The organism is Priestia sp. 179-F W1.4 NHS (genome assembly GCF_045369295.1).
GTDB classification, from domain to species: Bacteria; Bacillota; Bacilli; order Bacillales; family Bacillaceae_H; genus Priestia; species Priestia zanthoxyli.
Map to the genome: position 1 here is coordinate 755,857 of NZ_JBIQFF010000002.1, position 21,477 is coordinate 777,333.

Here is a 21,477-nt window from a genome sequence, read left to right on the forward strand (position 1 = left end):
CTGAAGTTTAATTTCAATATTTTTCTGATATTTTTAAAACTTTATTTTATTTTTCAGAATATTTTATTAAAACCTATTGTGAATATAACGACCGCATGCTATATTATGAAAGAAATTTTATCTCAACCAAAAAGAAGGAGGAACGAACATGCATATAAAAAAATGGATTGGAGGCATCTTGTTTTTGCTGCTGTTTTGTTCGAGCACATTACCTGCTAAAGCAGACGTACCTACTACGTATCAAAAACGGGAGCTTCGAGCGGCTTGGATTGCAAGCGTATACAATATTGACTGGCCTTCTCAGCCTGGTCTTCCGGTTGAGCAGCAAAAAAAAGAGTTTACCTATTTGCTAGATGAAGTACAAAAGATGGGAATGAATGCTGTGGTCGTTCAAATTAAACCTACCGCTGATTCCTTTTATCCGTCGAAATATGGCCCGTGGTCAGAATATTTAACGGGTACACAAGGTAAAGATCCCGGCTACGATCCTCTAGCTTTTATGGTGGAGGAAGCACATAAGCGCAACTTAGAGTTCCACGCATGGTTTAACCCTTACCGCATTACCATGAATCATACTGATTTAAACAAACTTGCCGATAATCATCCTGCCAAACAACATCCTGATTGGGTCGTCTCCTATGGAAAACAACTCTACTACAACCCAGGTATTCCCGAAGTAAAAAACTTTATTATTGAAGAAGTGCTCGAAGTCGTAAGAAACTATGATATTGATGCTGTTCATATGGATGACTATTTTTATCCTTACAAAATTGCAGGTCAAACGTTCCCAGATCAAAAAACGTATCAAACCTACGGTGCTCAAACGTTTTCGAATATTGAAGACTGGCGCCGAGACAATGTTAATCAGCTTGTTCGAGATTTAAATACGGCTATTAAAAGAACAAAATCATACGTGAAGTTTGGCATCAGTCCGTTCGGCGTGTGGAGAAACATCGCTAATGATCCAACTGGCTCTGAGACGACTGCTGGACAAACAAACTACGATGATTTGTATGCTGATACGCGTACGTGGATTCAAAATGGATATATTGATTACATCACTCCGCAAATTTATTGGAATATTGGATTTGAACCCGCTGCTTACGATACGCTGCTCAACTGGTGGAGAGATGAAGTTCGCGGAAAGCCAGTTCACCTTTATATTGGACAAGCTGCTTATAAAATTAATAACAACGCGGTCGAAGCATGGTCTGATCCCGATGAGTATCCAAGGCAAATTGCTCTGAATCATCAATTTCCAGAAGTACACGGGAGCATGCATTTTAGCCTGAAAGATTTGAACCGAAACCCGCTAGGAATAAAAGATAAGCTGCAAAACGATATTTATAAACATCCTGCTCTTATTCCGGCAATGCCTTGGCTTGATGATACGGCTCCAAAAGCACCAAAATTAAAAAACGCGGGCCCTCATACAAAAGAAGCGGCGTTTGAAATTCGAGATCATCAGCAGAATGATTCCGCCTATTATGCCATTTATCGCTTCCAAGGCAATAAACGAGGTGACATCAACAACGCAGAAAACTTACTGACAACCGTTCGGAAAACAGGAGAAACACAATTATTTGTAGATCAAAGCGCACTCAAAAATCAAACATACACATATGTTGTAACCTCTGTTGACCGTTTGCATAACGAAAGTGCTGTTTCCCGTACGCTTACTGTAAAAGCACCTCATTAAAAAAGGTTCTATAACAAAATGTATGGTAGGATAAAGAAATCAAATGATGCTTTATCAAGCCATTCTGTTATAGAAAGTAGTGAAAAAAGATGGAACCAAACTATGATCGCGCCTTTGGCGTATATGGAATTTGTATGCGAGATGAAAAGCTGCTTGTTATTCGAAAAAATAGAGGGCCGTATATTCATCGCTTTGATTTGCCAGGCGGACAGCTAGAACACGGTGAAACATTAACAGATGCGATGAAAAGAGAATTTAGTGAAGAAACTGGCTTTGAAATTACTATTATTTCTCAAGCCGGTACAACGGATTTTCAGTATCCCTGTAAGTGGAAAGAATTTACCCATGTACATCACATTGCTGTTTTTTATTACGTAGACATTGCCGGCGGTGAGCTTCTTTCCAACCCCGTCCAGTTTGAAGGACAAGATTCTTTGGAAGCATTGTGGATCGCACCGCAAGATCTTAACATCGATAATGCTTCTCCTCTTGTTCTAAAAGCAGTGGAATCTTTAAGCTTATTATCATGGCCTTATGAATCTCAGATTTATGATGATTGGGAACTTAAAACCTCCGAATGATGATAGTGACTAAACAGTACTTCTAAATATCGCAGGCTTAGCTTCTGTTTAGGCCAAAATCAGAAAATATGTTTAATTTCTTTCTAACGGTGGAATAGACAAGTAACACTACTTAATCACTAATAGAAAGGAAGATTAAAATGAGTAAAGGTTTAGGAGATAAAGTTAAAGGAAATGTATCAAAAGCTAAAGGTGAAGTAAAAGATCAAGTCGGAAATGCAACGAATAACCGCGATCTTCAGCGTGAAGGAAAAGCTGAGAAAGCAAAAGGAAATGCTCAAAAAGCAGTAGGCGAAACAAAAGATACATTTAGCAATAAATAAAAAAGGACGAGCTTAATGCTCGTTCTTTTTTTATTTAATAAGCTGATTTAAGCTTTTAATGATTACGTTTGGCTGCAACTCTTTATGCTCAGCTACATTTCCTTTTCGGTTAACCCAAGCCGTTGCGAACCCGTAGTTTTTAGCACCGGCAATATCCCATGTATTCGATGACAGAAACAATACTTCTTCTCTTTTTGCATTCATTTTATTTTTTGCATAATGATAGCTTGCCATTGTAGGCTTGTACTGTTTGATTTCGTCTATGGAAATAACGTCTTCAAATAAATGATTCATATTGTGATAAGAAACAAGCGGATCAATCATATGCTTAGGACCATTCGTAAAAATAGCCAGACGATATCCTTTTTCTTTTAAATAGGCGAGCACCTCTTTGACCTCATCGTAGACATTCAGCTTCATGTAAGCACTCATCAGCATTTTTTCTTCATGTTCCGTTAAATCAATATCATTTGCTTCTGCTGCATATTTCAGGGATTGATTTGTTAATGTATAAAAGTCAACGTATCGTCCCATCAGCTGATATTGCATTGCATATTCAATTTGCTTCAAACGCCATAAATGGCTAATACTTTCTCCTCGTTCCGGATACAGATTATCACACGTTTCAATAACGGTATGTACATCAAACAGCGTTCCATATGCATCAAATAAAATCGTTTTAAATTTCATCTGCGTTCGCCTCCTTCTTTCATTTTACCCACTCGTAAAAAAACATAACGTTTTTTCTGTTAAAAAAGAGGCATATTACCAGCTGAGGTATGCTCATTTCATATGAAGATAAAAAAACAGCAGGCTCTCCTACTGTTTATAATCCCACACGACTTTCCATTCTCCTTTTTCACGAACAGCATACACTTTCTGCACCAAATCAAAGTTTCCATATTTCCCTTTATACGTTTGGATAACGGTCATTTCGTAAACAACAGGAAACGCTTTACGATCATTTTCCATCTTCCAGCTCTTTCTTTTTTCAACATCTTCAATGGAATACGTAAAAGTGTCTACTCCGAAATGATTGAGAAATACGTGTGCTCGATCTTGTATGTATGCACCTTTTGTCCACTTCTTTTTCATGGACGAATGAAAAAGGTTCCATGATTCCGAAAAGTTCCCTTCCTGTTCTAGCGTATAAAATTCTTTTACAGCAGATTTGGCTTGATGACTCGGAGAAAAGAATGTAAATTGAAACATCCAAATTCCCAGCGCAATCAAAGCAAGAAACACAGCTACTCCTAAACTTCGCTTCAAAAGCAGTGTTTTTTTTCGATACAAGTAAAAAGCCCCTTTATCAAAAATGCAGTATACAACAGCTTATTCGATATCAGGGCTTTTTAGTATTGCCGAACTAAACTTATCGGACATATCCTCAAAAAAGAGATTGAGACATAACTACACACATGAAATCTACGTTCACCTTAACCATAAAAGATCCGAACAATTCATCGTTCGGATCTTCCTTCAACTAAACTACGTTTGTCCCAGCCTCTTTCTGCGCTATACAATGTGAAAAGCCATTTGCATGGCTGCTAAAAAGCCCACGAACACAAGGCCCGTCACGAGACCCTCTTTCCAATCTGGCCGGTCTCCTCGAACAAATTTAGCAATATCATACGATAGCATGGCTGCTAAAAAAATCGTTAAAACAATATACAGCGGCTCCATCTTCTATCACCCACTATTTCTTTTCTTCAGTGTAACAACTTTTTCATAAGTATGCATGTAAAAAAAGCAGCTTAAAATTCTTGACGAATGTGTGAAATTTCTCTTTTTTATGCATAAACTACTTAAAAGCGTGAAAGGAAGATGCCCTTTGTCTGCTTTTAATCCTCAGCAATTTAGCGTCACATACCGGCAAGGAAGCACGCCCACCTTTCCTTTTATTGGGCGCCGCTATACGCTCACCCATTCTGAACAAACAGACGATTTATTTCTTTGGATCGACGAAAAGTTTGCTGTTGATCAATTAAATGAACAGCGAAATGAGCTTTTTGCTGAATGGCTCCACAAAGACGGTGTTGATACGCTGTATGTATACGTATTTATTGGAAATGAACACACGGAAAAGTCTGTTCAAGCCATACGGTATGCTATTTTCAAACAAGAAATGCCTTACTTACTAAAAGCATTGCGCTACGGTGATGCCACGTTTTTCAACGCTCACCCTGCTTTAGATCGTTCCCCCATTTACGTACATTTTCATTCCAGTGACAAAGAATTTCATTCCATTCGATATTTTCAAACGCCTTCTCACTATGCCTAAGCATATGAGAAGGGATCTTTACTTCGTTAATCTCCTGTTTTCCAAACTCCATTTCTTCTAGGGTCTCCCGCCCCTTCCATTTGTTTATCTTGAAAATTAATGGTTAACGCTTGGATACCTCCATAAAAGACGTCGCTTTCCTTTGTTTCTATCCGAAACGCAGAAGGGATATTTTTTGTATCTAAATCAGGCTCTATATAAATAGTCGAATCGTCAAAAATAAATCGCGGTTCATTTACAGCTTCTTGAAGCGGTTCATTTCCTTCAAGATTTTTAGAAAGTACCTGAGTTAAAATTTGAGGAATCCGTGTTCCGCCAGGAGAACCTATTCCCATCGCCCACTCGCCTTTTTCTCTTATAATAGTTGGAGCTGTAAAGGTTCTTGCTCTTTTTCCTGGCTCACGATTATTCGGTTCTTTGCTTCCAAACGTATCAGCATTGTTATTAAGAAAAAAACCGTCAACTTGTTCACCTGTACCAAAGAAGTTACTTAACGTATTGGTTGTTGATACGACGGTTCCTTCTGAATCAATAACTACAAAATGTGTTGTACTTTCGTGTTCTTCATCCCCTTCACCTGAAGAACTTGTCGGGTGATTGACCAGGTTTGTTATATAATCATCACTAACTAACTCACTTGAGTTTTGATTATGAAAGTCAGGATCGCCGATTTGTTTTAACCGGTCGGAGTAAGCTGCTTTTTTAATTCTGTTCATCGTTTCGTAATAGTCTTTGTCAGGCATTGTTTCAAGATTTTCTTTCTCTGCCATTTTTAACATTTGAATCAGTGTAATCCCGGAAAAAGGCGGAGGCGCTGAAATCACTTCCGTTCCATTGTAAGCAGAAACGACAGGCTTGGTTTCTGTCACTTGATAGGAAGATAGGTCTTTTTTAGAAATAGGCGTTGCATCAGCAAGATCTTGTGCCAAATCTCCTTTATAAAATGCAGATGCACCTTCTCGCTGAATCTTAATTAACGTTTTAGCCAACACTGGCTGGGACAGCGTTTCTCCTTCTTCGATTGCTTCTCCCTTTGGATAAAAAGCAGATAGATCATCCACATCCATCCTTCCTCTAGAATAATACAATCGCGAAGATAAAAGAGAGTCTACTTCAAACCCTTTTTCAGCGTATTCAACGGCCGGCTGAATTAAATCACTCATTGATTTTGTGCCATACTTCTGCTGAATATATTCCATGCCAGCCACAAATCCCGGCACGCCGTTTTTACCGCTCATAGAAGTTGGAGCGGTTTCCCGGTAATCGATAAAGGTAGCAGGCTGATCTTTTTTGGCAATCAGCATACCTCCACCTCCGCCAATTCCGGATCCAAAAGGTTCGACTACGTTGAGGGCATACGAAATAGCAATGGCCGCATCTACTGCATTCCCGCCTTCTTTTAATACGTCCATCCCTACATTTGCTGCCAGAGAATTCGATGAACTCACACCATAAGAATGATCATTATTTTTTTTAAGCAGCTTTTTAGGACTAAGATCTGTACTCGATTGAGTCATAAAAAAAGCGGCTATAACCCCGATTAACAACAAAACAGCAACAATATTAAATAACAGTAATTTTTTATTCACACATTCCCCTCCATTTTTACTCATATGTATATTTTGTGAAGCGCTTTCATTTTTATCCATACATTAAATTGCACACAAAAAAGACATCGCCCCGGACGATGCCTTTTTATTACTATATATGTTTTATTTCCCAGAAGCTGCTGCAGCATCATTTACTGCATCTGTAGCAGCAGATTTTGTTTGTTCAATCATTTTTACGTTATTTTCAATTTTTTGCTGTTCATCTGTTGAAAGAGTAGCCGGATGTTTTAAAGCTCCAAGTCCTGCTACTACTCCTGCTACAATAGCAATTGGTCCTACAATCCCTACGATACGTTTTGCGATCATTTTCTATTCCTCCAATTAAATTAGTCTGTACTTTTTTCCCATAAACCGTGGCGGCGCGGATCAGCGTCACCTTGAATTTGATTTTTCTTTAAGTCTTTCACAAGAGCTTGAACGCCTCCGTAAAACATCGCGTTATCATTGTTTTTCAAGTCATAGCCGTACGTTTTTAAACCATCTTTAGTTGACTGTTTAAGCTTAGCTTCTGAATAAAACTTATGAGAATCAAAAATCACACGCTTGTTTTCTACTGCCTTTTTAATGGAATCTTTGTCCTCAAAATAATCCCCAATTACTTGCGTTAACACTTGCGGAATACGATTTCCTCCCGGTGTGCCAATCGACATTACCCATTCATCACCTTCACGAATAATGGTAGGGGCTGTAAATGTTCTTGGACGCTTACCAGGTTCACGCTTGTTAATTCCTTGTCCAAACGTATTGAGCGTATTATTCAAAAAGAATCCATCTACATATTCACCGCTGCCGAAGAAATTACTCAGCGTATTCGTTGTCGATACAACGGTTCCGTCACCGTCCATCACAACAAAATGAGTGGTACTTTCATGTTCTTCGACGTCGCTTACTTTGGTGTGATCTGTTTCAGTATTATTTAATTTATTACGAAGTAAATGCACGTAGTGATCGTCGATCCAATCATTTGGCGTTTCTTTTATAAAAGCCGGATCGGCAATTTTCTTCAAGCGGTCTTGATAAGCTACTTTTGAAATTTGACCAAGAAAATGATAATAAAGACTAGGATGCGATTCCTTGAGCTTCCAAATATCTTCTTGATCCGTCATTTTTAACATTTGAATGAGCGTAGCACCAGCAAAAGGAGGAGGTGCTGAAATAATTTGATGACCTTTATAATTAGTTGATAGAGGTTTGCGCTCAACAGGCGCATACTTTCGCAAGTCTTTGTGACTTACTTTCGTTTCTTCTGTAATATCGTCTGCAATTTCCCCTCTATAAAAAGCATTTGGCCCTTCTTCCTTAATCTTTTGCAGCGTGTTCGCTAATTCATGCTGTTTGACAATTTCACCTGGGTTAATGGCGTCTTTATCTGGGTAAAAGCTAGGAATTTCATCTTCATTCACATTACCTTTGTATGAAAGCAGCCTATCGTGCAAATCTTTGTCCACTTTGTACCCCTTCTCGGCATAGTTAATGGCCGGGTCGATTAGTTTGCTCATCGACAGAGATCCGTAGTGGTGCTGAATATAATCCATACCAGCGACGAACCCTGGTACGCCAATCTCATCTTCTTTATCATTCTTAGGTGCAATTTCTCGGTAGTCAATAAATGTTGGAGAGGCATCTGCTGGATCAATCAGCATTCCGCCGCCTCCCCCAAGTCCTGATCCGTACGGTTCCACAACACCAAGCGTGTAGGAAATGGCAATGGCTGCATCAACTGCTGTACCGCCTTGTTTAAGAATTTCCATACCTACTTTTGTGGCGCGAGGATCTGAAGTACTTACTGCATATTCTTGTTTTGGAAACATAAATTGATAAACACATACACCTACTATGAGTGAAAAGATGACAATGGAAACAATAATCGTATTACGTTTATTTATCATCTTTTACCTCCTCTGTGTATGACGGGCTATTAGTTAGCTTGTGTTTCTTTCTTTTTGCGCTCCTCTGCATGTTTTATAATGCGAGAATGATCTAAGTTTAATTCAAACTTGTTTCGTTCTTTTTCTAACAGTTCAGGGTTTGAAGAAAACTTGTTTAAATCGTTATAAATACGCTTCATGCGCCAAGGGTTATCTGTTGGAGTTGGTGTACCTGCTTTAATAACCATTGGAATAACATCAATTTTAGCTTGGCCCTGCTTGTTTAAATGATACTGAACCATCGCTGTATTTTTTGTACTTGACCACCCTTGGTCAAAGATAAAGTTTCCTAGGCTATAGAAAATAACCGAACCTTTATATACGTCATATGACTGTAGAACGTGCGGATGGTGACCGATGATAATGTCCGCACCAGCGTCTACCATCGCTTTTGCTAGTCCTTCTTGACGAGGACTTGGCTGTGCATCGTATTCTTCACCCCAGTGGGCATTTACTACAACTAAATCAGCATTTGCTTTCGCTTGCTGGATCGTGCTGAAAATAAGATCCGGATCTGCTTTTAAAATACCTGGGTTGTTTTTTCCAGCGGACATTCCGTCTGAATGTACATCCGTAAACCCTACGGTTGCAATGCGGATGCCGTCAGCATCTTTATATGAAATATGCTTTGCTTCTTCAGAGTTACGGCCAGCACCAACAAAATCTAATTTGTTTGCTTCAAAAGTAGAGATCGTATCTTCTAACCCTTTTGCACTGTAGTCCATTGAATGGTTGTTCGCTAAGTTTAATACGTCGAAACCCGCATTTTTAACGGTCGCTAGATCAGCAGGCTTACTATATAAATGAATACCTTTTTCCATTGCTTTATATGAATCTACGTCGTTTGTTAAAATCGGCGTTTCGTAGTTCCCGCTTACGTAATCCGAATTTTTAAAGAACGGCTCCACGTTGCGGAATACAAAATCTTCTCCGTAGCGTTCAGTTACTTCTCTTACATGGCGACCCATCATAATGTCTCCGACCATAGTCATCGTTAAATCATTATTGGCCTCTGGATTAGCCGTCTCAGGGTTTTCAAGAGCGTCCGAACGCTCCATCCATCCTGAAAGAGCTAAAATTACGATTAAAATTGGCGTTAAGATAAGAGCTTGCTTGCCCGTTGTAGGCTTTGTTTTCTTTATAAACATCAATACTTTTTCTTGAAAGTTTAATTTTTTCTCTTTCAACGCTTTCACCTTCCTTTACCAGCTGCGGTTTGTTTGTGTATTAAAATAAATAATAAACTTGCATAATTCCAAATGTTACACCACTTAATAAAACCGTTGTTCCAACTGTTAAAGGAAGACCTTGCTTTTGCATTGTATTTGCAATTAAGCCCGGTACAATGATACCAATTCCGCGTAATTCAAACACTTCAAACGGCAAGATCGGGAAGAAATAATCAAATGCAACTTTAATCACAATACCCGTAATTAACATCGCTGTAAATTTGCGACGTCCATATAAAATAACTACTTTTGAGATTCCGTACACGACGATAACATACGTTAAAATACTAATTAAGAAAATCATTAAAATGGTAATTGGCTGATCAAATACAAGAGCTAAATACCCCGGTACGATAAGACCGGCTGGCAATACGCCCGTTTTTTCTGTAAAAATTAAGCTTAGTGTAACCCCTAACACAAGGGCAATATATAAATCTGATCCGAACATGAAATGGCCTCCTAGATTAAACTGCTTTTCTCATCTTTTTCATTTCAATAATAGCTTCAACAAGCGGCTCGGCTGAACCGTGGATATTTCCGACACCGTATACGATACGATCTTTTAAATAAGGCTTCATGCGCTCTAAAATTTCTTCTGTAGAAGCGCCTTCCATATCCCAGAATTCTTTTGTTGGCAATTCGCCTCTTTGGTGTGCAGCAGCGATTGGTGAGGTCGTCTGACCAATTGCAATCATTACATCCGCTTCAATGTATGGCATTACATCTTCAGCAAATTGCTCCGTGCGATCTACACGGTCCGGACGGCAGTTCATAATGACAATAGGAAGCTTTTCACTATAATTCATTGAATCTACACGTTCCCAAATACGAAGCGTGGAAGAAGCGTCGTTGGCAGCAAATCCATTCACTAAAAATGCTGGATTTTTTTCATCGCCAAACGTTGTAATTCTCATAGCTCCTGGGTCAGGCTGGGCATTTAACATTCCTCTCATCGCTGTTTCAGCATCGATGCCAAGTGCTTCTGCTACTGCTAAACCGATGGAAGCATTATCAGGGAAAACCATATAATCAAATTCACGTAAATACGCTTCAGATACTTTATCATTGTCAGCTACAATAACCTTTGTGTTGCGCTCTGCAGCTATTTTTTTATAATATTCCAAATATGGACCTTCAATTGTAACAAGGTGGCCATCATAAGGAATAGTAGCAGTGAACGCTTGAGCAACTTCATCTAGAGTTGGACCCATTACGTCCATGTGATCTTCTAGTACGTTTACAATAACGCCTACCTTGGCTTGAATCAGCTGATTTTGGAATGTGATTTGATAATCAGGCTGTACCGCCATACATTCACAAATAAGAGCTTCTGCGCCAATATCGGCAACTTCATTTACCACTCGTCGCTGTTCTCCAATGTTCGGACCTTCTTTACGACGAATAATTGGTTCTTCTTCACTTGTATGCCAGTAGATCATACGCGCTTGTGTTCCTGTCGTTTTCCCTACTGTTTTGTAACCTGCTTCTTTTACAATACCTGTAATCAATCGTGTAACGGTGGATTTTCCGCGAATACCATTAACATTCACTCGTACAGGAATTGAATGCAGCTTGCGTAAATGTCTGCGATACTCCCAAACGCCATACCCTACTAAAAATAGGCAGCATAGGATAATTAAGATCATGTTTCATTCTTCTCCTTCCAAACTTCTCCTGTTGGATACGTTATGAATGCTTTTGATTCATAATGATAGATATACGATTTCATAGTTTCACTCCCTTTATATATGTATGGGAGCTAATCAATTAACAGCGCTAGCATGCTGCTGAAACACCTGCTTTGAAAAATGGACTCGAGTACCAATTTCAACAGCTCTAAAACTATCATCTGCGCTCATTAGTGGTCAATAGCTCAAATGTTATATATTCTTACAATTCCGATTGTCTATTTACAGGATTAAAAACTCATCGTTTTATTTAAAATTTACAGAATAGGTCTAAAGTTTATTTACCTAGAAAAATCCCATCGATACCTTTTTTTACCATAACAACAGGAATATTTTATACATCACTCTTACAATTAACACACGGAAATATTACGTAATTAAAAATTTCTTAACTTTAGAAAACGTTTTGTAATATAAAGGTGGAATAAAAAATAGTTTATCCCATTAATTCCTTTTTATGGATATACCAATTGAATTTGTCTAACAACCGTACTTGTGAGGATGATAGATAGATATAAAAGTAAAAAAAATACATTTATTTATCATTTTCTGCTTACATTTAACTTACTTAAATAGAAAGTACATTAAATATTTTTTTCTAATTTTATAAGCATTTAGACTCCATATGTACCTAGTGCTTTTGTTGTTATTTTATAGATTCCCTTTATTTAATAATCAATTCAGTAAATCTAAATCTCTTGACTATGGCCTCTTTTCCTATTTTTATTTCAATATTTTCTGAATCTTTCTACCGATAAAGGCATCTTTTGTCCGTTAAGATTGCCTAGAAAAATGCATGATTTCTCACTTTTTTGGCATATGATGTTATCATAAAAAGAAGAAGTATCATCAAAAGGAGGAAAACAATGGTTGATACAATCCTTTATTTTCTATTTTCTTTTTGCTACATTGTCCTGTTTTTCTTTAGCATATATGTAGTACGAAAAAACACTTCGCCGTTTTACATGCTTTTTCTTCCTTTAGTAATAGCTGGACTAATTTACGATAATGTAATGATTGGGATTGGTTCATTTATCGGTGAAGGCGATACTTTACGTTCACTCAGCACCCTTCGCTTTTGGTTTCACGCTTTATTTACCCCTACTTTGGTGCTCTTTGCGTATGGCGTAGCGAAATACTCGACGATCACATGGGCTAAAAAACCTGTTGCCGGCATTCTTTTCTTGCTGACTACGTTTGCCTTAATTAGCTATGAAATAATCGAGACAATTACTAAGCGCATGGAAGTTGTACGTGAATATGGCATTGTTCGCTATACATTAGTGGGATCATCCGGTCCCCCTCTTATGGTTCTTATTGTGGCGATTATTTTGCTTTTTGTTGGAATTTCTTTATTTCGCAAGACCAGGTGGAGCAGCATGATGATTGGAGTAGCCGTGATGATTGTAGGAAGTACCGTGTCAATTCCTATACCAAGCACAGCCGTAACAAATACGTTTGAGCTTATTTTTATCTTTTCTTTATTTTTAACTCAGCGTCATTTAGTAAAAATACATTAAAAAGAAGCGATTCCCTTGCTTCTTTTTTTTATATTTGATATCTTTTACCTAACGACCGTTAGTTAGATTGAGGAGGAGCTTTTTTTGAGTGAATTACCAACTGTAGAAAAAATTAGAGCTGCCGCAATGGAGCTCTTTGGAGAAAAAGGCTATACAGAAACATCGCTTGCTGATATCTCATCAAAAGTAGGCATAAAAAAACCTTCCCTGTACGCTCATTTTAAGAACAAAGACGATTTATTTTTACTAACCGTGCATGATTTAATGAATTTATTTTTAACAAAGTTATCTGTTATATACGAACAGCATAAAACAAAGTCTGCTAAAGAACAGCTTCACTGCTTTGTTGTAGATTTCTGCACGATGATTGAAAAAGATTCTTTTGGCCAGATGTACCGTCGTCTTATTTTGTTTCCACCTGAGCATTTGCAGTCGGAAGTAAAAGCTATTTTCTTAAGAAGCGAACGATTGTCTGATCAAATTCTGCATGCTATTTTTACACAGGGAATGGCTGAAGGCGAAATAATTGAACGTCCGATTGATTTGTATATCAATAGCTTTTATTGTTTAACCGACGGACTGTTCATTCAGCGCTTTTACTATGAACCAGAGTATTATGATCAAAAAATCCACGATGCTTGGACAATATTTTGGGAAGGCATACGCGCTAAATAGGCCCTGTAAAAAGGGCTTATTATTATGTAAGGAGGAATTAAAATGGCTTGGATTTACCTTATTATCGCTGGTTTGCTCGAGATTGTATGGGCAATCGGCTTAAAATATTCACACGGATTTACTGAATTAACTCCAACAATCATTACGATCGTCACAATTGTCATCAGCTTTTATTTCTTTTCAAATGCCTTAAAAAAAATTGCTGTGGGAACAGCTTATGCAGTGTTTACTGGTATAGGAGCTGCTGGTACAGCGATACTCGGTATGACCGTTTTAGACGAAGGCGTAAATATTGGAAAGATTTTATTTTTAGGATTAATGATTTTTGGAATTATCGGTTTAAAGTTAATTTCTACTGAAGAAACAGAAAGAGAGGAATCTTAACATGGCCTGGATTGCATTAATAGCTGCCGGTTTCTGCGAAGTGGGATTTGTGATTTTCTTAAAACTTTCGGATGGATTTAAGCGATTGCTTCCTTCAATTGGATTTATCCTTTTCGGTGCAGGAAGTTTTTATCTTCTCTCCTTAGCGTTAAAGGAAATACCTCTTGGAACAGCTTACGGTATATGGACGGGAGTAGGCGCTGCCGGAAGTGTACTTCTCGGCATGCTTTTCTTTCGCGAAGCAAAAGATATGCGTCGAATTCTATTTATTTTTTGTATTGTAGCAGGTGTAATCGGCCTTAAAATCACTGGATAAGGGTGTACTACTTCCCCTCTTTTCGTGCTATACTAAACTTGTAAACACTTTCAAAAAATAGGAGACGATGACAATGAACCTTGGGTTTGGAGAAATTGCCTTAATTGTATTTGTCGCTCTATTGCTTTTTGGTCCAAAGAAACTGCCGGAATTAGGAAAAGCTGCTGGAAAAACGTTAAAAGAGTTTAAAAACGCTACAAAAGGAATTATGGAAGAAGACGAAAAAGAAAAAGCCCCTCCTAAATAAGAGGCTTATATCTCTTTTAAAAGCTGACTCAAACGTTTGAGTCAGCTTCTTTGTGGTGGGAATATACTGAAATTCGATTTCGACCCGTACGCTTTGCTTCATATAAAGCCTGATCTGCTTGATGAACAATTGAAATGGGTCGTATGTTTTCGGATGGAACGACTGTCATTATTCCAACGCTGATAGTGACGCACTTAAACACTTCAGAAGCTTGATGGACAATTCCACGGTCCTCCACTTGCTGTCTAATAGCTTCTGCCATTTTTATCGCTTCATATTGATTAGCTCGAGGAAGCAATATACCAAACTCTTCTCCTCCGTATCTTGCGACAAAAACCGATTCGTCAAAGACAACGCTTTTAGCGATATTCGCTACTTCTTTTAAGCATTCGTCTCCTTGAATATGGCCATACGTATCGTTATACGCTTTAAAATAATCAATATCAAATAAAAGAAAAGAAAGCGGCTCTTTTTCTTTCCGTGCGTATTCCCACTCGATTTCCAGCTGTTTATCAAGAGATCGGCGGTTGTTCAGACCCGTTAAGCCATCTTTCATAGACAGCATTTCAAGCTTTTTATTAGCTTTGCGAAGATCACACTCAGCCTTCTTTTTCTCCGTAATATCTCGATATTCCCAATAGTGGCCAATATACACATGACCTTCATAGATTGGAATATAGTCACGCGCATAAATTTTACCGTTAATAAACGTAATTTCTTCATCTACTATTGACTCTTTTGAATAAACGGTGCTTTCTACCGTTTTTAAAAATCTAGCGGGATCTTTTAACATAGGAGCGTGAGATAAAAACAGCTGATTACTTTCCAGTCCAACGTATTGATCAGGAGGCCCGGGTATATCAAACATGTCACAAAAAGTTTGATTAATAACGGCTACTTCGCGCTTTGGCGTTTCAATCATGGTACCTGTCTTTGCATTTTGAACCATAACCGAAAACATTTTAGACAGTTTTTTATGCTGACTTGTCGTTACGCGAGATACATATATATATCTACCTGCTAGATACACTAAACACCCGCCTATAAAGGAAGCAGGGAGTAAATAGACGATAGTCGCAGCGGCGTGCTTCATATCTTTAAAAAGAAAGGACAATGAGAAAAATACGCAAAGCAAGCTAATAGAATTCATTAATTGAAAACGAATAAATGGACGATAAGGTAAGCGAACCGTCCACCCAGACAGTAAAGCCATTACGATAATTGTAGCAGCGCCTATTATTCCGCTTTCCGTAATTCCAAATAAAAGCAAACGCATTACTCCTATAATACAAGCTGCAATGATAGCCGGTATCATTCCTGCATAAAGACAAACAATTGTCACCGCTAAAAAGCGAAGGTCAAGAATAATAGTAGAATCTATTTTAATTGTATATATCATTAAAATGCTGCCTAATAGTCCATAAGAACATCCGTAATAAATTAAGCGATACATTTTATACCGTTTTATTCCTTCTACTCTATAAATGATTTGCTCTCGAACTATACTCGCAGCAAACAAGAAAGAAATAATTAACGTGATATTAAAGAGAAGTTGACTCACTCTATTCTTCACCTCTTTCCAAAAGCTAAAACAAAAACAATAGGCTTCTTAGCTTACATATTGTTTACAGCTGCTTTTTTATAACTAGTACTGTTTGATTTATCGAACAGTACTATCATTTTTTTCCTTCATTAAATAAAACTGTTCTATACTCTATTTGTTGCCGACCATTCTAACTATATAAAGAGTGTTTATCTTCCTTTTCTACAAGAAATTCTACTTGTTAGTATACTACTAAACTCTATGTGTACACATCACCTTTTACCTTTTTTAAAATATTTATCCATTTTCTATTTTTTGTATTTTTCACTGAAAGGTACGTAGTCGAAATGCAGCAAAAATAAAAAAAAGAGCGTCGATACAACGAGCGCTCTTTTTTATTTATGGCGTAAAAATTCCCAAAGCCCTGGCGTTTTGGAAAAATCAAACGTCTTAACAGCGGAAAGAATTTTAATCTTTAAATCTTGCTTTACGTCTTCTCTCTCATGCAGTGAAAAGCTTTGGACAGCTTTATTTAGTTTTGGTTCCAGCTTTTTTAATAAACGCCTTGACGCCTCTTCATCTCCAGCTTTCACTTTATTTACAAGCTCATATAGAGTTTCCATTTCTTCACTTCTTTCTTAAATCAGTTGTTAATTCTTCCACTTTTTCTTCAAGTCGCTTTATATTGTTTTCTACACGCAGTAATAAATAAAAAGAAAGGACAGCGGGAAACCCTACGTTTCCAACAAGTTGAAGCCACTGAGGATCAAACATATCTATCACTCACCTTCATAATTTTTTTCAACTTGCCTAGCGCACGTTGGTAATGGTTAGAAACCGCTTGCTGAGAAATAGAAAAATAAGCAGCGATTTCTTTATGAGTCCAGCGTTCAACAATAATCAAGTGCAGCATACACTGCTGCTTGGCCGTTAATTGGCGAAATGCATGATGAAGAATACGATTTTCAAGTTGATTTCCTAAAAATTCATGCTCCCATACAGCTCCGTCCTGTACTCCTAGCATATCTTCAACTGTTCGATTTCCATCTAGCGCAGCCGGCTGCTGCAGGCGAAGAGGAATATATGAACGCTCTTTTTCTTTTACACGCATAACATCTCTGGAATAATGTCTGCAAAGCTTGTTAATATAATGAAGCAATCTAACTTCACTATAAAACTGATGAAATTCTTTGTTTAGAAGTCTTTGTTCTTTTGTATCATTTTTAACAACCGCTTTTTGTAATCGCTCATAGCGTTCTGGTGTCAAAAATGTATTCATTATATGAGTCTGAAGAGTTGCGCTGTGGTTTGTAAGAAATGTATGAAAGGTACATTCTTTGTCGTGCCGCTTTTCTTGCTGCGAATAGAGCTGAGTCATTGTGCAAATCTCCTCCTTTTTTTCTTATACTTATTAAAAAGGGAGAAAAGAGTAAAATAACAACACCAAAAACGAACGTTTGTTCTTATATAAATTTAACTATATTAGGTTTTTTATGTCAATATGATGAAATGCTCATTAATAATCAAAACGACTCAGTAAAAATAAAAAAAGAGATTGAGACATAACGAAATGGATCCAATCTAAAGACGAACAAATAGAATACATGAGCTGGACTGCTTATTACACCGCAGTTGATTTCCGTGCAAGACTTCGCTTTCCGCGGGCGGCCGCTGAGCCTCCTCGTCGCTTGCCCTCCAATCAACTGCTAGAAGGAACGAAACAGATGAAATCTACGTTCTGCATAACAAAAAAACGAAACACTAATCAAACATGTTGATCAGTGTTTCGTTTTTCACTTCGGCTAAAATATTTTTATCCCGGCCCTTTTTATTTCTTCTTCATGTATAGATTATTCTTCTCCTAAAACGCGGTTGATACGTTTGCGAAGCATTGGCATTCCATTTCCACCCGCTTGGAAATGACGAAGCTGACCTTCTTTATCAAATACATAATATGCTGGTACATATTTATTTTCAAAAGCGTCTGTTAACTTATGCTCACTGTCTACATAAATTGGCTGAGTAATATCGTGTCCCATTGCCATTGCCTCAATAACACCCATATCTAAGTCATCTTCCGAACGAGGCATATGAACCGCTACAACATTCAATTGATCATCATACTCATCACGAAGATCATTAACTTCAGGCATTGCTTCTTTACATAAATGGCAGCTTACTGACCAAAAGTGGATAAGCGTTGCTTTATCACCTACTAAATCTTCTTTTGTCACTTCGTCGTTAATCCAAGATGTTGCTCCAGTTAATTCAGGCATTTGTTCACGTAATTTCATGTTAAAATCCTCCTCTACATTAATCAAACCGAATATTCTGTATTTTACAGTTAGAAAACTATCTTTTCTATTTTAATGGCAGCAGTAGAGGAAGTTCTCCTCTACTCTACCGTTATTTATTAAAGTGTTTTTTGACCTGGTTTCCAGTTAGCTGGGCAAAGTCCGCCAGTTTGAAGTGCTTGAAGTACACGTAATGTTTCTTCTACGCTGCGGCCGATGTTGTTATGGTTTACAACTGCATATTGTAATTCACCTTCTGGATTAATAATGAATAATCCGCGAAGCGCTACGCCTTCTTCTTCAATTAATACGCCGTAATCACGTGCTACTGCATGAGTTGGATCTGCAGCTAATGGATAATTTAAATCTCCAAGCCCATTATCTTTACGATCTGTGTTAATCCAAGCTAAGTGAGTATGAATTGTATCTGTAGAAACACCTATCACTTCAGCATCTAGATCCTCAAACTCTTCGTAGTGATCTGATAGGGCTGTAATTTCTGTTGGACATACGAATGTAAAGTCCATTGGATAGAAGAACAATACTGTCCATTTACCGTTTTTCATATTTTCTTCTAAACTTACTTTTCCAAATTCCTTATTTGCAAGTACAGCTTCCATTTCGAAGCGTGGTGCTTGTTTTCCTACCATACGTTCTGCCATGTCAAAACCTCTCCTTGTACAATGTATTTAACAAGCCTATGCTTGTATGTATTATTTTTAATGCAATCAGCACTATTCACTATTTGATAACGATTATTAGTATCATTATAAACTAGTAATAACTATTGATTACATTCTTTATTATACACGAGCTATTATTATAGTCAATACTTTTTTATAATCATTTTAATCTAGGATTGATTATCGAATATTTCTCACTCTTTTTATTCTTTCCTTTGATTAATCCTATATATGCAGGGATAAATGAACATAGAAGATACTAAAAAACTTCCCTTGTTTCAACATATTTGCTTTTGCAGTATGCTGCAACAAGATTTCAAATCTCAATTATGCTCTTTATAACTACAATAAAAGAGAATGAGACATAACGATCTAAATCCAATTTAGAGACGAACAAATGGTATAAATCATCTAATAAGGGTCACTACTTGTTACTTAAAACCTGCTTTTACCCTACCCATAAAAAAATCCGAACGAGTTTGATTCTCCATCAAGAATCAAACTCGTTCGGATCTTCCTTCAACTAAACTACTTTTGTCCAGCCTCTTTTATTTATTTCTTATCATTTGGATATACAAGACCGATTTGCTCTCGCACTTTATCCATCACATGCATTGTTAGATACGAATTTTCATAAGAATTTGTGTCCGATTCCATCTTTCCTTGCTTTAACAGCTCTACGAATTCATTTATTTCGTAGTACATAGCAGGGTAAGGCTGATCGACCGTTAACTCTTCTACCCGTCCGTCATTGTATCGAATTTCTACCTTTTCAGCAGTATGTATTTTGTCAATAATCATACTGCCTTTTTCTCCTTGAATTTCACTTGGTAAATGCGAATTTGTAATCTTAGAATACATGATGACCGCGTCGCGATCTTCGTACTCTAAAGCAACTGACCCTTCTCCATCTACTCCAGATTCTAGCATAAACGCCGTTGCCTTTATTTTATGAGGCCCTCCAAACAACGTAATCAGAGGATAAAGACAATATACACCTAAATCCATCAGTGAACCGTTGGCAAGCTCTGGCTTAAAGGCATTAAGCACGATACCTTCTTTATATTTATCATAACGAGAAGAATACTGACAGTAAGATGCCACGTATTTTCGAATTGGACCAACTTTATGTAAGTTCTCTTGAATCACTTTGAAGTTAGGAAGAAGGGTTGATTTCATCGCTTCCATTAGTAACACATTGTGATTCTTGGCTGTTTGAATCATCCGAGTTACTTCTGCTGCATTGGCTGCGAGCGGTTTTTCACACAGTACATGCTTGTTATTTTTCAAAAATAAGATAGCTTGTTCCGCATGATAAGCATTTGGAGTAGCAATATACACTGCATCAATTTCAGCACTCGCTGCCATTTCCTCCAAATCAGTAAATATATGAGGAATATCATATTTACCTGCAAATGCTTCTGCTTTTTCAATGGTTCGAGAATAAACAGCTGCAAGCTGAAAGTCGTCTACATACTGAGCTGATTCTAACAGTCGATCTGTTATCCAGTTTGTTCCTATTACACCAAAACGAATCATCTTTTCATCTCCTTTTTATCATCTATGTTGTATTGTATCGTTTTTAAAAAGAAAAACGAAGAAATAATAAAAAATCTATACCATTTTCCGTTGCTTTATATCTATTTTGTTCTATATAAAAAACAGCTCACAACAAATGTAAGCTGTTTTTTTATATGACTCAAACGTAAGCTTATGCTTTCTCACCCACTACAGCAAAACGTTCGTTTACATAGTTTTTATTCTCTAACTCATCTATTAAAGCAATCGCATAATCAGCATAGCTAATATAGCTTTCATTTTGACTATTTGTAATCACGTGATCTTTTCCTAATTGATAGGCTCCAGTGCGAGCACCTTCTGGGTCAAAAAAAGCGGCTGGGCTTAAATAAGTCCAATCTATAGTTGATTTTTCTAGTTCTTTTAAACCTTTGCCCATATTTGAAGCCGTTGGATAATAAGCTGCTGGAAAACCTTCTGTGCTCATTAAAGGCATTGTTTTTTCTTCATCTACAAATAAACTTCCTGCACCGCCCACTACTGCGAGTCGCGTTTGAACACCTTGAAATGCTTTAATAAGTGATTGTATAGACTCAACGTGCATCTGTTCACTTCCGGGAGGTGCATTAAATGCGTCTACCACAGCATCGAACTGTTCAATGTCTTTTGAAGTAATGACAAAAATATCTTTTTCAATTACGTTTGTTTGATTTTTTAGTTTAGAAGCATTTCGAACAATGGCTGTTACTTCATGTCCTCTCTGTTTTGCTTCTTCCATAATTAATTGACCTGCTTTTCCTGTTGCTCCAATAACGCCAATTTTCATTTTTATTCTCTCCTTTTATTTTTGTTGTAACCACAATAGTTACACATTACACAAAAAAATTTGAGCTTTTATAACACTGCTATTTCTTTTCAGCTCGTTGTAACCATTATAGTTACACGTTATTCAATTTGT

At 37.4% G+C, this 21,477-nt stretch carries 26 protein-coding genes; 9 read left to right on the top strand and 17 right to left on the bottom strand.

Going from position 1 to position 21,477, the window contains the following annotated elements:
• The first annotated feature begins 148 nt into the window (after positions 1-148).
• From ACH0CI_RS14340 to ACH0CI_RS14350, 3 genes are all read left to right on the top strand, one after another.
• Positions 149-1,699 carry a glycoside hydrolase family 10-like protein gene (locus tag ACH0CI_RS14340; RefSeq protein WP_033578205.1) on the top strand — a complete coding sequence of 517 codons (1,551 nt, stop codon included), beginning with the start codon at positions 149-151 and terminating at the stop codon, positions 1,697-1,699.
• 89 nt (positions 1,700-1,788) lie between these two features.
• The gene (locus ACH0CI_RS14345) at positions 1,789-2,280 is read left to right on the top strand and encodes an NUDIX hydrolase (RefSeq protein ID WP_406901702.1); all 492 of its coding nucleotides are present in this window, start codon (positions 1,789-1,791) and stop codon (positions 2,278-2,280) included.
• Positions 2,281-2,420: 140 nt separating this feature from the next.
• Positions 2,421-2,603 (top strand): CsbD family protein, encoded by a 183-nt coding sequence (locus ACH0CI_RS14350; protein WP_014461302.1) that lies wholly within the window; start codon positions 2,421-2,423, stop codon positions 2,601-2,603.
• A 30-nt stretch (positions 2,604-2,633) separates the two neighbouring features.
• Here ACH0CI_RS14350 and ACH0CI_RS14355 read toward each other — a convergent pair whose 3' ends face one another.
• From ACH0CI_RS14355 to ACH0CI_RS14365, 3 genes are all read right to left on the bottom strand, one after another.
• On the bottom strand, positions 2,634-3,293 hold the full coding sequence (locus ACH0CI_RS14355) for a haloacid dehalogenase type II (protein ID WP_406901703.1): 660 nt from the start codon (positions 3,291-3,293) through the stop codon (positions 2,634-2,636).
• Positions 3,294-3,422: 129 nt separating this feature from the next.
• Positions 3,423-3,896 carry a hypothetical protein gene (locus ACH0CI_RS14360; RefSeq protein ID WP_028412244.1) on the bottom strand — a complete coding sequence of 158 codons (474 nt, stop codon included), beginning with the start codon at positions 3,894-3,896 and terminating at the stop codon, positions 3,423-3,425.
• A gap of 222 nt (positions 3,897-4,118) precedes the next feature.
• Positions 4,119-4,286, bottom strand: coding sequence for a hypothetical protein (locus ACH0CI_RS14365; RefSeq protein WP_014461305.1), 168 nt, complete (start codon positions 4,284-4,286; stop codon positions 4,119-4,121).
• Positions 4,287-4,434: 148 nt separating this feature from the next.
• On the opposite strand from ACH0CI_RS14365, the gene ACH0CI_RS14370 reads away from it, so the two are divergent.
• On the top strand, positions 4,435-4,884 hold the full coding sequence (locus tag ACH0CI_RS14370; protein WP_028412243.1) for a staygreen family protein: 450 nt from the start codon (positions 4,435-4,437) through the stop codon (positions 4,882-4,884).
• Positions 4,885-4,910: 26 nt separating this feature from the next.
• Here ACH0CI_RS14370 and ACH0CI_RS14375 read toward each other — a convergent pair whose 3' ends face one another.
• From ACH0CI_RS14375 to pgsB, 6 genes are all read right to left on the bottom strand, one after another.
• On the bottom strand, positions 4,911-6,473 hold the full coding sequence (locus ACH0CI_RS14375) for a gamma-glutamyltransferase family protein (protein WP_034269815.1): 1,563 nt from the start codon (positions 6,471-6,473) through the stop codon (positions 4,911-4,913).
• A gap of 123 nt (positions 6,474-6,596) precedes the next feature.
• Complete coding sequence (locus ACH0CI_RS14380) at positions 6,597-6,800, bottom strand: CapE family protein (protein WP_014461308.1); 204 nt, start codon at positions 6,798-6,800, stop codon at positions 6,597-6,599.
• 20 nt (positions 6,801-6,820) lie between these two features.
• Positions 6,821-8,383 (bottom strand): gamma-glutamyltransferase family protein, encoded by a 1,563-nt coding sequence (locus ACH0CI_RS14385; protein ID WP_406901704.1) that lies wholly within the window; start codon positions 8,381-8,383, stop codon positions 6,821-6,823.
• A 29-nt stretch (positions 8,384-8,412) separates the two neighbouring features.
• On the bottom strand, positions 8,413-9,609 hold the full coding sequence (locus ACH0CI_RS14390) for a CapA family protein (RefSeq protein WP_335708415.1): 1,197 nt from the start codon (positions 9,607-9,609) through the stop codon (positions 8,413-8,415).
• A gap of 40 nt (positions 9,610-9,649) precedes the next feature.
• The gene (gene pgsC / locus ACH0CI_RS14395) at positions 9,650-10,099 is read right to left on the bottom strand and encodes a poly-gamma-glutamate biosynthesis protein PgsC (protein ID WP_013055707.1); all 450 of its coding nucleotides are present in this window, start codon (positions 10,097-10,099) and stop codon (positions 9,650-9,652) included.
• A 16-nt stretch (positions 10,100-10,115) separates the two neighbouring features.
• The gene (gene pgsB / locus ACH0CI_RS14400) at positions 10,116-11,297 is read right to left on the bottom strand and encodes a poly-gamma-glutamate synthase PgsB (RefSeq protein ID WP_014461310.1); all 1,182 of its coding nucleotides are present in this window, start codon (positions 11,295-11,297) and stop codon (positions 10,116-10,118) included.
• 908 nt (positions 11,298-12,205) lie between these two features.
• Here pgsB and ACH0CI_RS14405 point away from each other — a divergent pair.
• From ACH0CI_RS14405 to ACH0CI_RS14425, 5 genes are all read left to right on the top strand, one after another.
• Entirely contained in the window at positions 12,206-12,859 is a 654-nt protein-coding gene (locus ACH0CI_RS14405; RefSeq protein ID WP_406901705.1) for a hypothetical protein, read from the top strand.
• Between the two features lie 84 nt (positions 12,860-12,943).
• Positions 12,944-13,534, top strand: a complete 591-nt coding sequence (locus ACH0CI_RS14410) for a TetR/AcrR family transcriptional regulator (RefSeq protein ID WP_074678884.1) — start codon at positions 12,944-12,946, stop codon at positions 13,532-13,534.
• 42 nt (positions 13,535-13,576) lie between these two features.
• Positions 13,577-13,918 (top strand): quaternary ammonium compound efflux SMR transporter SugE, encoded by a 342-nt coding sequence (gene sugE, locus ACH0CI_RS14415; protein WP_028412237.1) that lies wholly within the window; start codon positions 13,577-13,579, stop codon positions 13,916-13,918.
• 1 nt (position 13,919) lies between these two features.
• On the top strand, positions 13,920-14,234 hold the full coding sequence (locus ACH0CI_RS14420) for a DMT family transporter (protein WP_033578200.1): 315 nt from the start codon (positions 13,920-13,922) through the stop codon (positions 14,232-14,234).
• A gap of 73 nt (positions 14,235-14,307) precedes the next feature.
• Positions 14,308-14,481 carry a twin-arginine translocase TatA/TatE family subunit gene (locus ACH0CI_RS14425; RefSeq protein WP_013055701.1) on the top strand — a complete coding sequence of 58 codons (174 nt, stop codon included), beginning with the start codon at positions 14,308-14,310 and terminating at the stop codon, positions 14,479-14,481.
• Positions 14,482-14,509: 28 nt separating this feature from the next.
• On the opposite strand, the gene ACH0CI_RS14430 is transcribed toward ACH0CI_RS14425, so the two are convergent.
• The 8 genes from ACH0CI_RS14430 to ACH0CI_RS14465 form a co-directional block, all read right to left on the bottom strand.
• Positions 14,510-16,042, bottom strand: coding sequence for a diguanylate cyclase domain-containing protein (locus tag ACH0CI_RS14430; protein WP_406901706.1), 1,533 nt, complete (start codon positions 16,040-16,042; stop codon positions 14,510-14,512).
• Positions 16,043-16,419: 377 nt separating this feature from the next.
• Positions 16,420-16,647 carry a helix-turn-helix domain-containing protein gene (locus ACH0CI_RS14435; protein ID WP_013055697.1) on the bottom strand — a complete coding sequence of 76 codons (228 nt, stop codon included), beginning with the start codon at positions 16,645-16,647 and terminating at the stop codon, positions 16,420-16,422.
• 4 nt (positions 16,648-16,651) lie between these two features.
• Complete coding sequence (locus ACH0CI_RS14440; protein WP_013055696.1) at positions 16,652-16,798, bottom strand: YvrJ family protein; 147 nt, start codon at positions 16,796-16,798, stop codon at positions 16,652-16,654.
• Positions 16,791-17,402: a sigma-70 family RNA polymerase sigma factor gene (locus ACH0CI_RS14445; RefSeq protein ID WP_033578199.1), complete on the bottom strand. Its 612-nt coding sequence runs from the start codon at positions 17,400-17,402 to the stop codon at positions 16,791-16,793. Before ACH0CI_RS14445 ends, ACH0CI_RS14440 begins: the two co-directional genes overlap by 8 nt.
• A gap of 472 nt (positions 17,403-17,874) precedes the next feature.
• Positions 17,875-18,318: a TlpA family protein disulfide reductase gene (locus ACH0CI_RS14450; protein WP_013055693.1), complete on the bottom strand. Its 444-nt coding sequence runs from the start codon at positions 18,316-18,318 to the stop codon at positions 17,875-17,877.
• A gap of 119 nt (positions 18,319-18,437) precedes the next feature.
• A complete protein-coding gene (locus ACH0CI_RS14455) occupies positions 18,438-18,980 on the bottom strand; it encodes a peroxiredoxin (protein WP_335708364.1) in 543 nt (180 codons plus the stop codon).
• Positions 18,981-19,553: 573 nt separating this feature from the next.
• The gene (locus ACH0CI_RS14460; protein ID WP_033578198.1) at positions 19,554-20,540 is read right to left on the bottom strand and encodes a Gfo/Idh/MocA family protein; all 987 of its coding nucleotides are present in this window, start codon (positions 20,538-20,540) and stop codon (positions 19,554-19,556) included.
• Between the two features lie 172 nt (positions 20,541-20,712).
• Positions 20,713-21,345 (bottom strand): NAD(P)-dependent oxidoreductase, encoded by a 633-nt coding sequence (locus ACH0CI_RS14465; RefSeq protein WP_033578197.1) that lies wholly within the window; start codon positions 21,343-21,345, stop codon positions 20,713-20,715.
• Positions 21,346-21,477 lie beyond the last annotated feature (132 nt).

Excerpts from the sequence above, each read along its gene's own strand:
- ACH0CI_RS14340 (WP_033578205.1), top strand. The coding sequence starts at position 149 with ATGCATATAAAAAAATGGATTGGAGGCATCTTGTTTTTGCTGCTGTTT.
- ACH0CI_RS14345 (WP_406901702.1), top strand. The coding sequence starts at position 1,789 with ATGGAACCAAACTATGATCGCGCCTTTGGCGTATATGGAATTTGTATG.
- ACH0CI_RS14350 (WP_014461302.1), top strand. The coding sequence starts at position 2,421 with ATGAGTAAAGGTTTAGGAGATAAAGTTAAAGGAAATGTATCAAAAGCT.
- ACH0CI_RS14355 (WP_406901703.1), bottom strand. The coding sequence starts at position 3,293 with ATGAAATTTAAAACGATTTTATTTGATGCATATGGAACGCTGTTTGAT.
- ACH0CI_RS14365 (WP_014461305.1), bottom strand. The coding sequence starts at position 4,286 with ATGGAGCCGCTGTATATTGTTTTAACGATTTTTTTAGCAGCCATGCTA.
- ACH0CI_RS14380 (WP_014461308.1), bottom strand. The coding sequence starts at position 6,800 with ATGATCGCAAAACGTATCGTAGGGATTGTAGGACCAATTGCTATTGTA.
- ACH0CI_RS14385 (WP_406901704.1), bottom strand. The coding sequence starts at position 8,383 with ATGATAAATAAACGTAATACGATTATTGTTTCCATTGTCATCTTTTCA.
- pgsC (WP_013055707.1), bottom strand. The coding sequence starts at position 10,099 with ATGTTCGGATCAGATTTATATATTGCCCTTGTGTTAGGGGTTACACTA.
- pgsB (WP_014461310.1), bottom strand. The coding sequence starts at position 11,297 with ATGATCTTAATTATCCTATGCTGCCTATTTTTAGTAGGGTATGGCGTT.
- ACH0CI_RS14405 (WP_406901705.1), top strand. The coding sequence starts at position 12,206 with ATGGTTGATACAATCCTTTATTTTCTATTTTCTTTTTGCTACATTGTC.
- sugE (WP_028412237.1), top strand. The coding sequence starts at position 13,577 with ATGGCTTGGATTTACCTTATTATCGCTGGTTTGCTCGAGATTGTATGG.
- ACH0CI_RS14420 (WP_033578200.1), top strand. The coding sequence starts at position 13,920 with ATGGCCTGGATTGCATTAATAGCTGCCGGTTTCTGCGAAGTGGGATTT.
- ACH0CI_RS14425 (WP_013055701.1), top strand. The coding sequence starts at position 14,308 with ATGAACCTTGGGTTTGGAGAAATTGCCTTAATTGTATTTGTCGCTCTA.
- ACH0CI_RS14435 (WP_013055697.1), bottom strand. The coding sequence starts at position 16,647 with ATGGAAACTCTATATGAGCTTGTAAATAAAGTGAAAGCTGGAGATGAA.
- ACH0CI_RS14440 (WP_013055696.1), bottom strand. The coding sequence starts at position 16,798 with ATGTTTGATCCTCAGTGGCTTCAACTTGTTGGAAACGTAGGGTTTCCC.
- ACH0CI_RS14445 (WP_033578199.1), bottom strand. The coding sequence starts at position 17,402 with ATGACTCAGCTCTATTCGCAGCAAGAAAAGCGGCACGACAAAGAATGT.
- ACH0CI_RS14450 (WP_013055693.1), bottom strand. The coding sequence starts at position 18,318 with ATGAAATTACGTGAACAAATGCCTGAATTAACTGGAGCAACATCTTGG.
- ACH0CI_RS14455 (WP_335708364.1), bottom strand. The coding sequence starts at position 18,980 with ATGGCAGAACGTATGGTAGGAAAACAAGCACCACGCTTCGAAATGGAA.
- ACH0CI_RS14460 (WP_033578198.1), bottom strand. The coding sequence starts at position 20,540 with ATGATTCGTTTTGGTGTAATAGGAACAAACTGGATAACAGATCGACTG.
- ACH0CI_RS14465 (WP_033578197.1), bottom strand. The coding sequence starts at position 21,345 with ATGAAAATTGGCGTTATTGGAGCAACAGGAAAAGCAGGTCAATTAATT.